This window comes from Methanoculleus oceani (assembly GCF_023702065.1).
In the GTDB taxonomy this organism is placed as follows: domain Archaea; phylum Halobacteriota; class Methanomicrobia; order Methanomicrobiales; family Methanoculleaceae; genus Methanoculleus; species Methanoculleus oceani.
This window is the reverse complement of record NZ_QFDM01000001.1, coordinates 814,657-828,808: the sequence shown is the minus strand read 5'-3', so window position 1 is coordinate 828,808 and position 14,152 is coordinate 814,657. Positions and strand designations below refer to the sequence as shown.

Here is a 14,152-nt window from a genome sequence, read left to right as displayed (position 1 = left end):
TGGTCGGAGATGCGATCCCCGTTGGCCCGGCGGGACGATGAACGTAGCGCACGCTCACCGCCATCCGAGCCTCCCGATGACAAGCCAGCCGAGCGCCCCCATAACCACGAGGACCGCTGCCTGCAGCAGGAATATTGCCGGCAGCGGCAACCGGCCCGCGAGAATGGCTCCCGCGAACGGCCCTGCCGAGAGCCCTACGGAGAAGAAGGTGTTGTACATGCCGTAAGCGGCGCCCTGTGAGCCCTGGCCCCGGTAGATGTCTGCAAGGATCGGCATCGCCGGCACCAGGGCACAGCTCAGCGTGATCCCCAGCGCGAAGACGGCGGCGGCGACGAGCACGAGGGTCGGCGCCTGCATGGCGGCAACGCTCGCGACCCCCGAGAGGAGGAGCCCGCCGCCGATGAGGTAGCGGCTGCCCCCGTGCCGGTCGTAGATCTTTCCTGCAGCCGGCTGGGCGATTGCGGCGGCAACCGCCAGCACCGCAAAGACGAGGCCGATCGTCGCCGGGGACGCCGAGAAGGTGGCGTGCAGGTAGACCGGGAGGTAGGGGTCCACGACGCCGTAGGTCCCGGAGACCATCACGATCGCGGCCGCACAGGCGGCGAGCGGGAGGAGGGGACCCCGGGGCAGCATCCCCGGCCGCCCCCGACCGCCCTCCCGCCTGCAGGTGCGCACCGGGACGGCGAGGACCAGCAGGCCGACGGAGGCCACCAGCACCGCCGGGAGAAGGAAGGTCGCTGTGTAGCCCGCGTACTCGAAGAGCAGCCCACCGACGACCGGCCCGAGGACGGTCCCGAGCCCGACCGCCGAGAGCGCTACCCCCATCTTCTCCCCGAGCCTGCCAGGGTCGCAGGTATCGGCGAGGAGTGCAAGCCCCGCGGACCAGGTGGCCGCGGCCGACACCCCCTGGACGGCCCGGGCGACGATCAGGTGCGCGACCGTGGTCGAGAAGCCGAAGAGAGCAGTCGCGAGAGCCAGGAGGAGCATCCCGACGACGATGAGGGGTCGACGGCCCACCCGGTCGGAGAGGAGGCCCATCGGGATGGAGAAGAGGAGGAGCATGGCGGCGTAGATCCCGAAGACGACCCCGATGACCGATTCGTCCACCCCGAGCCGGGGGGCGTACTGCGGGAAGACCGGGATGAGGAGGCCGTAGATCATCATGTCCATGAAGATGACGAGCACGACCAGCACGAGGATTGCATCCGGGGATGCGGCGATGCGGTCGGGGAGGGTGCGGAACCTGTGCGGTTCCCCGGTTGTCATGGCGATTCATCTCCACGCGGCACTCCGACGCCCCGGTGCGCCGCTTTCTCCCCGTAGGTTGGCGTCGCCGGCATATATCGATAACAGAAGAAGTTCTGCCGGGGCCGCCTCACAGGGAACCCCGGTAATACGCGAGCTCGCGGGCATAGGGCCGGAACGCTTCGACGAGCGCCCCCGCTTCGTCGTCGGGCAGGGAGCCGCTCCGCCCGGCGGCGGCAAGCGCCTGCACCTCCGCGGGCGTCGAGCAGCCGACGATCGCAACGGAGATGTCCTGGGCGAGGGCGTACCGGACGAGGAGATCCGGTGTCACCCCCGCATCGGGGACGAGGTAGTTCGACCCGCCGAGTACCTTCATCCCGATGACCGCGACCCCCTGGTCCCTCGCAGCGGAGAGCGTCGCATCAAGGAACCCCCCGAGCGCTCCCTCCACCGGGTTCACGGGCATCATGACGGCGTCGACCGGCCAGTTCTCCACCGCATGCGAGAGGACGTCCGGATCGTGGTGTCCCGTCACCCCGATCTGCCGGACGATGCCCATCTCCTTCGCCTCGACGAACGCCGCGAGGGCGCCGCCCGGCCCCTCCATCTCCCGGATCTCAGGAAACGTCCGGATGTCGTGGATCTGCCAGAGGTCGAGAGTCTCGATCCCCATCCGCCGGAGGGTCTCCTGGAGGTCCATCTCGGCGTCCGCGTGTGCCCGGCTCGCCGACTTGCTGGCCTGGAACACGGGTGCCCGGAGGTCGGGACGACTCACCCAGACCTCGCCGTAGTAATCCTCGCTCCCCGCGTAGGCCTTCGCCGAGTCGAAGTAGGCGATCCCCTGATTGAGGGCTTCCATGATGACGGCGTTTGCCTCCGCATGCCGCCCGTACGTCCTGAGGATCCCCTCGCCCCCGAGCCCCACGGAGGTGACCTGCCGCCCGGTCTTCCCGAACCTGCGCTTCTCCAGTCCGGCCATGGGCCACCCTATCCGTGCCCGCGTATAAATACCTTCAGCCGGAGCGGGGGGAAGAGTTATCCGCCGGGTCCCCGATACGGGCGGATAATCCCCTGTCCTGCCTGAAATTCCCGGTAGGAAGCGTTATCACCTGGAGAGTATCGGGTACCGCCCCGATATCGGGATGAACGGGCATAACGTTTCTGTGAGGGTTTTACGTCCCGTATTTGAGTTTTCCGGCCGGGGGTAAAGTTTATTTACGCCAAGAAGCATCGTCCACCACATGAAGAGCATGTTTGGTATCCTTGCCCTCATGGTGATCGCGAGCATCATGATCGCAGGATGTGTACAGCCAGCGGGTAACGAGACGGTGACCCCCGGTACAACACCGGGACTCACCGAGACCCCGATGGAAACTGAAACCCCGATGGCGACCGAAACCCCGATGGAAACCGGGACGCCCATGACGACTGAGACACCGATGGCGACCGAAACCCCGATGGAGACCGAGACCCCGATGGGAACCGCGACAACCCCGGTGGGGACCGAGACACCGATGACAACGGCAACAACGCCGACAGGAGACGGAACACCGATGGCAACGGAAACGACCCTCGCCCCGGGCGCGACGGAGACCCCGCCGGGAACGCCGGCGGCACTCATCGCTGACGAGATCGTATCCATCACCGAGAGCGGGTACGTGCCGGACACGATCACCGTCCCCGCGGGCACCACGGTGGGATGGACCAACGACGCCTCGACGAATCAGACCGTATCGGCGACCGGAGCATCAGGATTCTTCGACTCCGGGTTGCTCCAGCCGGGCGACTCGTACAGTTACACCTTCAACGGCGTGGGCAACTACACCTACCAGTCGTTGACGACCGGGATTGAAGGTGAAGTCATCGTCACCGGCTAACCCTTATTTTTCCCCGACCGGCGGTCGTAAGGGAGCCTATGACACTCCCTTACCCCCGCCGGTATGCCCCGGCGGCCCGGACCAGCGTCCCGGCAAACCCCTCCGGGAAGTAAGCGTGAGTGTACTGCCCGACCGCGTTCTGCACGACGAGTCCGTCCCGGCCGCCGTCGATCCCCCGGCCCCGGAGGAGTTCCAGGGCAAACCGGGCGTCCGAAGCGCAGTCGAGGCGTGAATAGTGGAACTCGTGGCCCCGGAAGACGGATCCCGGCGCAAGGACCGGCGCTCCGCCGACCACCCGGGCCTCCACGTAGCCGAGGCCCTGGATGCGGCCCGTCATCTCCGTCGCCGCGGGGAGGACGCCTACCATCGGGTAGTCGCCCTCGGCGGTCGCAAGCCGTTCCGTGAGGTAGGCGAGCCCGCCGCACTCGCCGTAGACCGGCATGCCGTCGTCGACCGCCCGGCGCACGTCCTCCCGGCACCGGGAGGCTGCGAGTGCCTCCGCGTGGAGCTCCGGGTAACCTCCCCCGAAGTAAAGGGCGTCCACGTCCGGGAGCCGGTCCGTCATCGGTGAGAAGAAGACCAGGGCCGCCCCGGCCTGCCAAAGCCGGTCGAGGTTGTCGGGATAGTAGAAGCAGAACGCCGCATCGCGGGCGACGCCGATCCGAACCCCCGCCTCGGGCCGGCACGAGACATCCGCCGGCGCCGGGAGGGGCGGGGCCGACCGTGCGAGGTCCATGATACCGGGTAGATCGCAGGACTCCTCTACCACCGCACCGAACCCTCCCATCGCCCCGGTCTCGGCCGCCATCGCAAGTCCGAGGTGCCGGCTCGCGACCACGAGGTCGTCCCGCCGGGGGACCCACCCGTAGACCGGGAGGCTCTGTGTGGCCTCGATCAGCGCCCGGTGACGGGGACTCCCGACCCGGTTGAAGACGACCCCGGCGACCCGGACCCCCGGATCGAACCCAACGTAGCCCCGGATAGTCGCGTGGACGCTCCGTGACGCCCCTTTTGCGTCCACCGCAAGGAGGACCGGGGCATCGAGGATCTTTGCTACGTGCGCCGTGCTCGCGGTATCGGTCCCGTCGAGGCCGTCGTAGAGCCCCATCACGCCCTCGACGACGGCAACATCGGCTCCGGCAGAGGCCCGGAAGAACGTCTCCCGCACCCCCGCCTCTCCCATCATGAACGGGTCGAGGTTGCGCGAGGTCCGGCCGCAGATGGCCGAATGGTGCGTGGGATCGATGAAGTCCGGGCCTACCTTGAACGGCTGGACGGCGAGCCCCCGGGTAACGAGCGCCGCCATCAGGCCGCTTGCAAGCGTTGTCTTGCCGCAGCCGCTGTGGGTTCCGGCGATGACGATCCGTGGAATCGAGCGCATAACGTTCCTGTAATGTTGAATACCGCAGAAGATAAATATGACCGGGGATAACCAGCATACACCAAATTAATTTACATTAAAACAAGTAAATTTGGATGGCGCGCCGGCACGGCAGTCTGAGGTTAATTATCATGCACATCATGGAAGGATTCTTACCAAGCCCCTGGTGGCAGGTCTGGTTTCTTGTCTCCCTGCCCTTCATTATTATCGGACTGTATCAGCTCAACAAACTCGTACAGGAGAAACGGGAAGCCCTGCCGCTCCTTGCGGTCGCAGGCGCCTTCGTCTTCGTTCTCTCCTCGCTCAAACTCCCCTCGTTCAACGGGAGCTGCTCCCACCCCACGGGGACGGGGCTTGGCGGCGTCCTCTTCGGCCCCTGCATCGCCGCCGTTCTCGGGCTGATCGTCCTCGTCTTCCAGGCGGTCTTCCTCGCGCACGGCGGGATCACCACCCTCGGGGCGAACGTCTTCTCGATGGGGATCGCGGGGCCCGCCGTCGCCTACCTCATCTATAAGGCCGGAACACGGGCGGGCGCAAACACCTACGCGACGGTCTTTTGCGCCGCAGCCCTTGCCGATCTCTCCACCTACGTCGTCACCTCGGTCCAGCTCGCCCTCGCCTTCCCGGGAACCGCCGGATTCCTCGGAGCATTCTCGGCCTTCGCCGCGATATTCGCCGTCACCCAGGTCCCGCTCGCCATCGTCGAGGGTGCGGTCATCATGCTCGTCTTCAAGTATATCGTCCAGCTCAAGCCCGAGATCCTCACCCGTTTGAATCTCCTCTCCGAGAGCACCGTCAAAAAACTCCAGGAGGCCGCGGCATGAAGCACGGTATGGAGATCGCGGTCGCCGCGCTCATCATCGTCTTTGCCGCAGTCTTCCTGTTCCAGGACGCCGCGATCCAGGCCAGCCTCGGCGACGGGGAGGAGGCCTGGGGCGGTGCCGACGGCGAGGCCGCCGACCTCATCGAGGCCTCCGGCTACGAGCCCTGGACCGAACCCTTCTGGGCACCCCCGAGCGGCGAGATTGAGTCGCTCCTCTTCGCCCTGCAGGCCGCCATCGGCGCCGTGATCATCGGCTATGTCTTCGGCTACTGGCAGGGCAGCAGGAAAACCGCCTGATTTTTGTGGTAATCACGCAAACCAGATAGGAGAACGCAAATGTACGAGGTGCTCGAAGACTTTGCCCAACAAAACGGCCTCCGGCAGACGAGCCCGGGCCTCAAACTCTTTCTCGGGGTCTCAAGCATCCTCCTCTGCGTCTCGTCGTCCGATCCTGCCGCCCCCCTGCTCGTCGCGGCCTCGATGAGCGCCGCCGTCCTCGCCCTCGCGAAGATCCCCGCACGGTTCTACGCCCGGCTTCTCCTCGTCCCGGTCTCGTTTTCGGTGATGAGCATCGCCGTGATCCTCTTCATCACCGCCGGCGGGGCGGTGCTTCTCGAGGTCCCCGGCCTCCCCCTCGCGGTCACGTCGGACGGCGCGAACCTCGCCCTCCTCCTCCTCGCCCGGGTCTTTGGGGGCATGTGCTCGCTCTACTTCATCGCGCTCACGACGCCGATGACAGAGGTCTTCGATATCCTCAGGAGGCTCCGGGTGCCCGCCGTCTTCATCGATCTCGCCATGCTCACCTATCGGTTCATCTTCATCCTCATCGAGGAGGCCGGCCAGATCTACCGATCGCAGGTGATGCGCCTCGGCTACGGCCGGTTCCGGGAGTCGGTGCAGTCGTCCGGGATGCTCGCAGGAGCCCTCTTCCTCAGGACCTGGGAGAGCGGCGAGGCCCTGATCCTTGCGATGGACGCACGCTGCTACGACGGCAAACTCGGCATCCCGGGCGACTCCCGGCCGGTCTCCTTCATCGCAATCATAACGACCCTTCTCTATCTTTCGGCCGTCTTCGGCGTCTCGCTTTCCACCGGAGGTCTGGTCCTCGTATGACGACACCACTGCTTGAAACCGACAACGTCACCTACACCTACCAGAACAGCCCCGCCGCGCTTGCCGGGGTGAGCGTCCGGATTGCCGCCGGATCGAAGACCGCCCTCGTCGGCCCGAACGGCGCCGGGAAGTCGACGCTTCTTCTGATGCTCAACGGCATGCTCCGGCCCGCCTCGGGCGAGGTGCGCTTCGACGGCCGGCCGCTTGCCTACGACAACCGGAGTCTCCGGGACCTCCGCCGCCGGGTTGGGTTCGTCTTCCAGAACCCCGACGTCCAGATCATCGCCCCGACCGTCGAGCAGGACGTGGCTTTCGGGCCGGTGAACCTCGGCCTCCCCCCCGACGCCGTCCGCCAGGCGGTCCGGGACGCGCTCGGGTACGTCGGACTCCGGGGCTACGAGAAGCGGCCGCCCCACCACCTCTCCGGGGGCGAGAAGAAACGGGTCGCCATCGCCGGTATCCTCGCGATGGAGCCGGCGGTCCTGGTCTTCGACGAACCGACGAACACCCTCGACCCGGCAAGCTCGGAGGAGGTGATGGAACTCCTCGACGAACTCGCCTCCGGCGGTCGGACGGTGCTCATATCGACGCACGATGTCGAACTTGCCTACCGCTGGGCCGACTCGGTCATCCTCATGGAACGGGGGAGCGTCCTCGCCCGGGGGCCTCCGGAGGAGGTCTTCTCGGACCACGGCCTCCTCGCGGCCGCACGCCTGAAACCGCCCGCCCTCCTCGACCTCTACAACGAGCTCGGTCTCCGGGGCGTCATCGACCGGGGCGTCCCCCCAAAAAGCGTACTCGAGTTCACCGACCGGATCGAGCGGGAGATGCACGGCCACGCCCCGGCCCGGGACGAGCCCGGGAAGATCTACCTCTGCAACGCCGACCGGACCGGCGGCGACGAGCTTCGAGTGCTCGTGGAGCAGGGGGTGGTCGAGCATGTCGGGGCGATGGGCACCCGCGCCAAGGAGTTCGCCAACCGGGAGCGGATCCTCCTCGACTACACCTACGGCGTCATCGACAAGTGCATCTTAAAAGCCCTCATCGGGGAGAACTCGCTCATCATCACCACCGGGGGCATGGTCGAGCACGTCCATCGCCGTATCGGGGAATACAGTGCCGAGAGTGGGCGGGCGCTCAAGGCGACCCCGGTGCAGGGGCCGGTGAGCCCCGGACCCGGCAGGGAGAGCGTCCCGGAGTGATGGGGGCGTACCTGCCCCCGGAAAGGCTCCTAACCCCTGCACGCTATTTATTCTCCGGGCCCCAGAACCCCACGGGCGAAGGTTAATCCGGTGCCGGTACCCGAGGGTACTCTATGATGCTCGAAGAGGTGCTGCAGCAGATCTCGGAGCAGGCGAAACGGAAGCGGATGAGCCTGCCCGACCATAAAACAAAGATCGTATGTACCATCGGGCCCGCATCCCGCTCCCGGGAGGTGCTCGTCCGGATGATCCGGGCAGGCATGAACGTCGCCCGGCTCAACCTCTCCCACGGAACGTTCGACGAGCACCGGGAGAACATACGGAACGTCCGGGCCGCGGCCGAGGATATCGGGCTCCCCATCACGATCCTGCTCGACCTCCCGGGACCGAAGATCCGGATCGGCGACCTCGCAGAAGAGCCCATGGAACTTCGCAAGGGGGAGACCGTCACCCTCACCCCCGCCCCGGTGCAGGGCGACCCTTCCCGGATCCCCGTCGACTTCGAGCAGTTTCCACAGCTGGTCTCGGGGGGGAGCACCATCTTCCTCAGCGACGGGTTCCTCCAGCTCCGGGTCGACGAGATCGCGGGCACGGACGTCCGGGCGACGGTGGTCATCGGCGGCCCCCTCCTCTCGCGCAAGGGAATGAGCCTCGTGGGCGGCGGGGGGATCCTCGCGGTCAGCGCCGTGACCGACCGCGACCTCGAGTGCATTGAGTTCGGGCTTGCCGAGGGGCTCGACACCTTCAGCATATCCTTCATCGAGCGGGCGGAGGATATCCTGAAGGCCCGGGAGTACGCGGCCCGGTCCGGGAAATCCATCCGGGTGATCGCAAAGATCGAGCGGCAGGAGGCGCTCGCAAACCTCGATGAGATCCTCCGGGAGTCCGACGGGGTCATGATTGCCCGGGGCGACCTCGGGGTCCAGACTCCCATCGAAGAGGTTCCCGCTGTACAGAAACGGATCATCCAGAAGGCCAACATCCTCGGCCGGCCGGCGATCACTGCCACCCAGATGCTGATGTCGATGACCGACAACATCCGGCCCACCCGGGCGGAGGTGACCGACGTCGCGAACGCCATCCTCGACGGGACGGATGCCGTCATGCTCTCCGAGGAGACGTCCATCGGGAAGTATCCGGTCGAGACGGTCGCGATGATGGCGAAGATCGCCCGTTCGACCGAGGAGAAGCGCGCAAGCGTCGGCGCAGGGTGCGGCCCGCTCGACTACTTCAGGCACGGGAAGGGACGGGAGATGATCACCGTCAACGACGTCGTCTCCTTAAACGTCATCGAGGCGCTGGACGCGCTCGGCATCCGGTTCGTGCTGACGCCCACCCGCTCCGGGAGCACCCCCCGGAACATCTCCCGGTTCAAACCCGAGGCCTGGATCCTCGCGTTCACCCGGAATCCGAGCACCCTTAAGTTCCTGGCGTTCTCCTACGGGGTCTGCCCGTTCCTGATCCGGAGCGAGAAGGAGTACTGGCACGGGGCGATCCTCGACTCGATCCGGAACCTGGGGCTTATCGGGCCCGGGGAGCGCGTGGTGCTCACCGAAGGGGTATCCCCCGGGCGCGAAGGGACCGACTCGCTCATCATTCTCACGGTCGATTGAGGGAAGGCTGCCTCCGGGAGAATGGCCTCCGGGACGACAAACCCTATCCCGGTGGAGGGCGAACACTCATCAAGCATGGGAGTGGTCGTTCCGGGGGAACGGGATGTTTCGGGCCAGGATGGTGTTCTCAAAGAGAAGACCGCACGCCTCTCGGTCGCATCGAACACGCTTCTTGTGGTGACGAAGCTGGCCGTCGGTCTCGCCATCGGCTCGGTCGGCATCATATCCGAGGCGATCCACTCCGCCATCGACCTGATTGCCGCAGTTATCGCCTACTTCTCGGTCAGGCAGTCGGCCCGGCCTCCCGACGAGTGCCATACCTTCGGGCACGGGAAGTACGAGAGTATATCGGGGCTCCTCGAGGCGGTCCTGATCCTCGCGGCCGCCGCCCTGATCATCAACGAAGCGGTGAGAAACCTCCTCGGCGGGGAGGGAACGCTGAACGTCGAGGGGCTCGGGCTCGGTATCGCCGTCATGCTCCTTTCGGCCGGGGTAAACACCTACGTCTCCTCCCGGCTGATGACAGTGGCGAAGAAGACCGAGTCGATCGCGCTCGAGAGCGACGCCTGGCACCTGCGCACAGACGTCTACACCTCCGTCGGGGTCGTGGCCGGGCTCGTCCTGATCCGGCTGACCGGTCTCGTGGTGCTCGATTCGCTCGTCGCGCTCGCGGTCGCCGCCATCATCCTTCGGGCGGCCTTCGACCTCATCCGGCGCTCGTTCGAGGACCTCGTCGACCGGAGCCTTCCCGCCGACGAAGAGGCCCGGATCCGCGAGATCATCAGCGGGCACTGCACGAACGTCATCAGTTTCCACCGGCTCCGGACCCGCCGGTCGGGGCCGAACCGGTTCGTGGATTTCCACCTGGTCGTCCCGAGGACCGCGACCCTCGAAGAGGCGTACGGGGTCGTGAAGCGCGTGGAAGACGATGTCCGGCAGGAGTTCCCCCGGACGAGCGTCACTATCAGGGTCCAGCCCTGCACCGGCGAGGACTGTTCCGCCTGCGGGGTCTTCACCACCTGCCCGGAGTGCGACCGGCTCGCGCTCTGCGGGGGACAAAAAGAGCGGGAATAAGAGTTGGAGTTTCTTACCGCCAGGAAAAGAGGCCCCGACTCTGCATCTCCTCTTGTGCAAGGGCGTTCAGCCGGTCCTGCTCCTGCTCTATCGTCCGGACCTGCTCCCGGAGCATCTCCCGGGTTCCGTCGTCGCAGGTGCAGTTCTCGATCAGGCGCCGGAGTTCCGTGCCCCGCTCCCGGTTCTGCTGTGCCTCTTCCTCGATCAGCCGGGCGGCTTCCGTGTCACCCCCGAAGAGGAACCGTATGAAACCGTGCCGGGTCCGGATCTGCTCTTCGGCTTCGAAGGTCTTCTGGACCGAGTTGTTAACCTCCCGGGCGATGGCGGAGACGTTCGCTCCTATGCCGCCGGTCCGGTTCTCAGCGCCGAGCAGGGCGTGGACTGCGAGCCGGACACGGTCCCGGTCCCGGTCAGGGACGTTCTCTCCCCCCCGGAGGGTCGTATTCTCCGAAGCCCGCACCCGGTCCCCGGCGGTCTCGTTCTCTCCTGTCCTCACCCGTTGCCTGTCAGGGACGTTCTCTTCCGCGCGGAGGGTCGTATTCTCCTCCGTCCCCACCCGTTGCTCTCCCCCCGGTGTTACGTTCGTCTCGCTGTTCCCGACCTGCTCTCCCCCGGGGCTGCCGTTCCCGGAAGCGGCGGCCGCGAACCCGGGGAGGAGGAGGAAGACGATCATGACTGCTGCAATGATGCGTTTCATCGATCTTCACCTCTGGATACCGGGAGATTCGGGATGATCTTTTATACAATAATTGAACCGGGCGGTTCAACGGCTTCAGAGCAGCACCGTGAGGACAAGGCAGGCAACGACCGGGATGACGAGGTTGTCGTCGACGGGGCTCACCAGTTCGGCGAAGGCCGTGACCGCGGCCGTCGCGAAGGCGATCGCCGGCGGGACGAAGAGACAGAGGGCGGCCGCCGTCACCGCCACCCCGGCAAGCGTCCCCTCGAGGGACTTGTGGTTGTAGATCCGGGTCCTGCCGAACCGGACGCCGACGAGGGTGGTGACGCTGTCGAGGAGCGAGAGCACCACGAGCCCGATGAAGGCGACCTCCTTACTGAAGAAGACGAGGGAGAAGAGAGCTCCGAGCGCGAAGAAGAGGGCTCCTTTGCCCGGGACGGCATCCCGCCGCTCAAGGCTCGCGATGAACGCCGAGACGACCGGGACGGTGTAGCCCCGTGAGACGGCGTCGGAGAGGATGAATCCCACGAAGAGAGCGAGCATGAGGACGGAGAGGGTGAGGTCGCGGTCGAAGAAGAGGACAAATCCCGCGATCCCGAGGCCGAAGACGAGGTGGACGACCTGCCGGAGCGACTCGTTCATCACACCAGAGGTTGGCGCGGAACCGGTTAAACCCTCTGCAGGCGGAGCCGGGGAAGAGTTGATGCAGATCACGCCGGTTAAGTAGCCAGGAAGCCCACGTTTTCCCCGAGACGTGATAGATGGAGTTTTCAACCCACACCGGAGAGAATGCCGCCGATACCGGAGATATGGATGCCGTCGCACGGTTTTATGTCAAGTGTGTGCTCTGGCTAGGCGCGCACGACCCGAGCTATGTGGACGCCTACTTCGGTCCGGCGGCCGTGCGTGAGGAGGCGCTCACGGTCACGGTCCCGCCGGATCGCATCGCCGGGTACGCCGCCGACCTCCTCGCGACCCTGGACCGGATCGACCCCGACCGGCTGGGGGACGCCGGGCGCATGCGCCACGCCTGCCTCCAGGGCATGGTCCGGGCGCTCGAAGTCCGCGCCGGGCTCCTCGCGGGAAAGAGCCTCGCCTTCGATGCCGAGGCGGAGGCGCTCTTCGGGGTTCCGCCGCCGGAGGACGACCCCGCCTGGTACGAGGAACTCCACGCGGCACTCGATGCCAGTCTTCCCGGAACCGGCGACCTTGCCGGGCGCTACCGGGCGTTCATGGACTCGTTCGTCATCCCGCCCGACCGGCTGGAACGGGTCTTTGCAGCCGCATTTGCCGAAAGCCGCCGCCGGACTGCAGAACACCTGCCGCTCCCGGCGGGAGAACGTCTCGAGGTCGCATACGTCACCGGGAAGCCGTGGGAGGCCTATAACCGCTACCTCGGCGACGGGACGAGCCTCGTTCAGGTGAACGCCGACCTGCCGGTCACCATCGACCGGCCCCTCACCCACGCCTGCCGCGAGGGCTACCCCGGCCACCACACCATGTGGACGATCCGGGAGGCGGCCCTCGTCCGTGCCCGGGGCTGGATCGAGCACTCGGTCGTCCCGCTCGCGACGGTCGCAGAAGGTGCCGCCCGGTTCGGGGAGGAGATGATCTTTCCCGGCCCTGAACGGGTGCGGTTCCGGGAGGAGGTCCTCTTCCCGCTGGCCGGGTTCGACCCGGCAGATGCCGCTCTCGTGGATGCCGTCAGCACCGCGGCCACGGACCTGACCTTCTCGGGGAATACCCGGGTGGCCCGGGGTTTGCTCGACGGTGCGCTCTCGCGTGAGGACGCGTGCGGGCTCCTCCGGGACGTCCTGCTCCTCGACCCGGAGACGGCGGAGGCCCGCCTCCGGGTCATTGAGGAACTCGGGGCCTACCCGGTGGCCCTGAGCGAAGGCTACCGGCTCGTCCGGGACTACGTCGGAGATGGGGCGGACCGGTGGGAACGCTTCGCCCGCGTCCTCGCCGAACCGGTGCTGCCCGGCGACCTCATCTTGAACGGCAGTTCCGGATGAACGCCCGGGCCTCGTCATCGGTGATCGCGTAGGTTGCCTGGGCTTCGAGCGCGACCACCCGGAGGATCACCGCGACATCGTCGAGGCGCCGTTTGTGGTCGCCGCGGACGTGCTTTCTCACCTCGCGCAGGGTTTCGAGCGCGGTCCCGACGTTTGCGATCGTGCATAGAGCGCTCTCCCGGGTGCCGGCATCGACGGGAGAGAGGGTCCGGGGAGGTCGGGTAACAGGAACGGGAACCATGCTCCCTATCCTCGCACTACATGAATTTGAACCTGCTGGAACCAGCGCAGATAACGTATTTATCCGGAAACCCCAAACCTGAACTGAGTATCTCGCCGTCCAGAGATCGAGCCATGACCGCGGACCATACGACCGATATGCCCGAACCGGGGAGCTGGAAGGCCCTCCTCGCAAACCCCTACCTCACCGGCCCCCTGAAGTTCATCCTCCCGCTCGCCATCATCCCGGCCATCTTTGCGACGCTCTACCTGATCGAGCCCTACCAGCAGTTTCTGATGCTCTCCGGTCTGCTCATTGCTTACTTCATCCCCCCGGCCGGGAAGGAGTCGATCATTCCCATCGCCATCCTGATGGGCTACCCCTGGTGGCTCGTCACGCTCGTGATCTTCCTCCTCGACGTGGCCGTCTCCCTCTTCGTCGTCTGGAATTTCGACCTGGCGCTGAAGATCCCGCTCGTCGGCCGGCTGCTCGAGAGCGGGATGACGGCGGGCCGGAACTACACCGATACCCAGCCCTGGCTCCGGCGATTCTCGACGATCGGGCTCGTCCTCTTCGTCTTCTTCCCCCTCCAGGGGACCGGGGCGATGAACGGGGCGATCGTCGGCCGGCTGCTCGGGCTGGATAAGGCCCGGGTCTTTGGTTGCGTCTGCGCCGGGTCGATCGCCTCCAGCCTCATCATCGCCCTCGGGGCCGACGTGCTCCTGGACGTCTACCGGCAGAACCCGGCGCTCGGTATCGGCATCCTGGCCGCGATCGTCACCGCAGTTCTGGCCGCAATCATCGGGTGGCGGATGCACGAGAAGAGGCTCAGGGAACGGACGCCCCGGTGACGATACGCCGCTGTCTGCCTCAATTAAACAGGGGCAATTTCGCAGGCCTTAAATTTCCC

15 protein-coding genes are annotated in these 14,152 nt (G+C 66.2%); 9 read left to right on the top strand and 6 right to left on the bottom strand.

Translation table 11 applies throughout. The features are described 5' to 3' along the window. Nucleotides 1-54: 54 nt before the first annotated feature. On the bottom strand, nt 55-1,266 hold the full coding sequence (locus DIC75_RS04275; protein WP_250986759.1) for an MFS transporter: 1,212 nt from the start codon (nt 1,264-1,266) through the stop codon (nt 55-57). A gap of 109 nt (nt 1,267-1,375) precedes the next feature. Then, on the bottom strand, nt 1,376-2,224 hold the full coding sequence (locus DIC75_RS04270; protein WP_250986758.1) for an aldo/keto reductase: 849 nt from the start codon (nt 2,222-2,224) through the stop codon (nt 1,376-1,378). A gap of 262 nt (nt 2,225-2,486) precedes the next feature. Between DIC75_RS04270 and DIC75_RS04265 the strand changes: the two genes are divergently transcribed. After that, nucleotides 2,487-3,122: a cupredoxin domain-containing protein gene (locus DIC75_RS04265; protein WP_250986757.1), complete on the top strand. Its 636-nt coding sequence runs from the start codon at nt 2,487-2,489 to the stop codon at nt 3,120-3,122. A 49-nt stretch (nt 3,123-3,171) separates the two neighbouring features. Here DIC75_RS04265 and DIC75_RS04260 read toward each other — a convergent pair whose 3' ends face one another. Next, nucleotides 3,172-4,503: a cobyrinic acid a,c-diamide synthase CobB gene (locus DIC75_RS04260; RefSeq protein WP_250986756.1), complete on the bottom strand. Its 1,332-nt coding sequence runs from the start codon at nt 4,501-4,503 to the stop codon at nt 3,172-3,174. A 131-nt stretch (nt 4,504-4,634) separates the two neighbouring features. On the opposite strand from DIC75_RS04260, the gene DIC75_RS04255 reads away from it, so the two are divergent. The 6 genes from DIC75_RS04255 (at nt 4,635) to DIC75_RS04230 (ending at nt 10,328) form a co-directional block, all read left to right on the top strand. Continuing rightward, a complete protein-coding gene (locus DIC75_RS04255; RefSeq protein WP_250986755.1) occupies nt 4,635-5,327 on the top strand; it encodes an energy-coupling factor ABC transporter permease in 693 nt (230 codons plus the stop codon). Beyond that, the gene (locus DIC75_RS04250; protein ID WP_250986754.1) at nt 5,324-5,623 is read left to right on the top strand and encodes an energy-coupling factor ABC transporter substrate-binding protein; all 300 of its coding nucleotides are present in this window, start codon (nt 5,324-5,326) and stop codon (nt 5,621-5,623) included. The genes DIC75_RS04255 and DIC75_RS04250 overlap by 4 nt, the downstream gene beginning before the upstream one ends. 39 nt (nt 5,624-5,662) lie before the next feature. After that, a complete protein-coding gene (gene cbiQ / locus DIC75_RS04245) occupies nt 5,663-6,439 on the top strand; it encodes a cobalt ECF transporter T component CbiQ (protein WP_250986753.1) in 777 nt (258 codons plus the stop codon). Further along, nucleotides 6,436-7,641 carry an energy-coupling factor ABC transporter ATP-binding protein gene (locus DIC75_RS04240; RefSeq protein WP_250986752.1) on the top strand — a complete coding sequence of 402 codons (1,206 nt, stop codon included), beginning with the start codon at nt 6,436-6,438 and terminating at the stop codon, nt 7,639-7,641. The genes cbiQ and DIC75_RS04240 overlap by 4 nt, the downstream gene beginning before the upstream one ends. A 113-nt stretch (nt 7,642-7,754) precedes the next feature. Beyond that, nucleotides 7,755-9,254, top strand: a complete 1,500-nt coding sequence (gene pyk / locus DIC75_RS04235) for a pyruvate kinase (protein ID WP_250986751.1) — start codon at nt 7,755-7,757, stop codon at nt 9,252-9,254. A gap of 75 nt (nt 9,255-9,329) precedes the next feature. Further along, nucleotides 9,330-10,328, top strand: a complete 999-nt coding sequence (locus tag DIC75_RS04230) for a cation diffusion facilitator family transporter (protein ID WP_250986750.1) — start codon at nt 9,330-9,332, stop codon at nt 10,326-10,328. A gap of 13 nt (nt 10,329-10,341) precedes the next feature. Here the strand turns inward: DIC75_RS04230 and DIC75_RS04225 are convergent, their stop codons facing one another. Continuing rightward, the gene (locus DIC75_RS04225) at nt 10,342-11,025 is read right to left on the bottom strand and encodes a hypothetical protein (protein WP_250986749.1); all 684 of its coding nucleotides are present in this window, start codon (nt 11,023-11,025) and stop codon (nt 10,342-10,344) included. Nucleotides 11,026-11,100: 75 nt separating this feature from the next. Further along, entirely contained in the window at nt 11,101-11,649 is a 549-nt protein-coding gene (locus DIC75_RS04220; protein WP_250986748.1) for a diacylglycerol/polyprenol kinase family protein, read from the bottom strand. 119 nt (nt 11,650-11,768) lie between these two features. Here DIC75_RS04220 and DIC75_RS04215 point away from each other — a divergent pair, with 119 nt between their 5' ends. Next, a complete protein-coding gene (locus tag DIC75_RS04215) occupies nt 11,769-13,022 on the top strand; it encodes a hypothetical protein (RefSeq protein WP_250986747.1) in 1,254 nt (417 codons plus the stop codon). Here the strand turns inward: DIC75_RS04215 and DIC75_RS04210 are convergent. Next, entirely contained in the window at nt 12,997-13,263 is a 267-nt protein-coding gene (locus DIC75_RS04210; protein WP_250986746.1) for a hypothetical protein, read from the bottom strand. The two genes, DIC75_RS04215 and DIC75_RS04210, sit on opposite strands and share 26 nt — an antisense overlap. A gap of 113 nt (nt 13,264-13,376) precedes the next feature. Here DIC75_RS04210 and DIC75_RS04205 point away from each other — a divergent pair, with 113 nt between their 5' ends. After that, complete coding sequence (locus DIC75_RS04205; protein WP_250986745.1) at nt 13,377-14,093, top strand: small multi-drug export protein; 717 nt, start codon at nt 13,377-13,379, stop codon at nt 14,091-14,093. Nucleotides 14,094-14,152 lie beyond the last annotated feature (59 nt).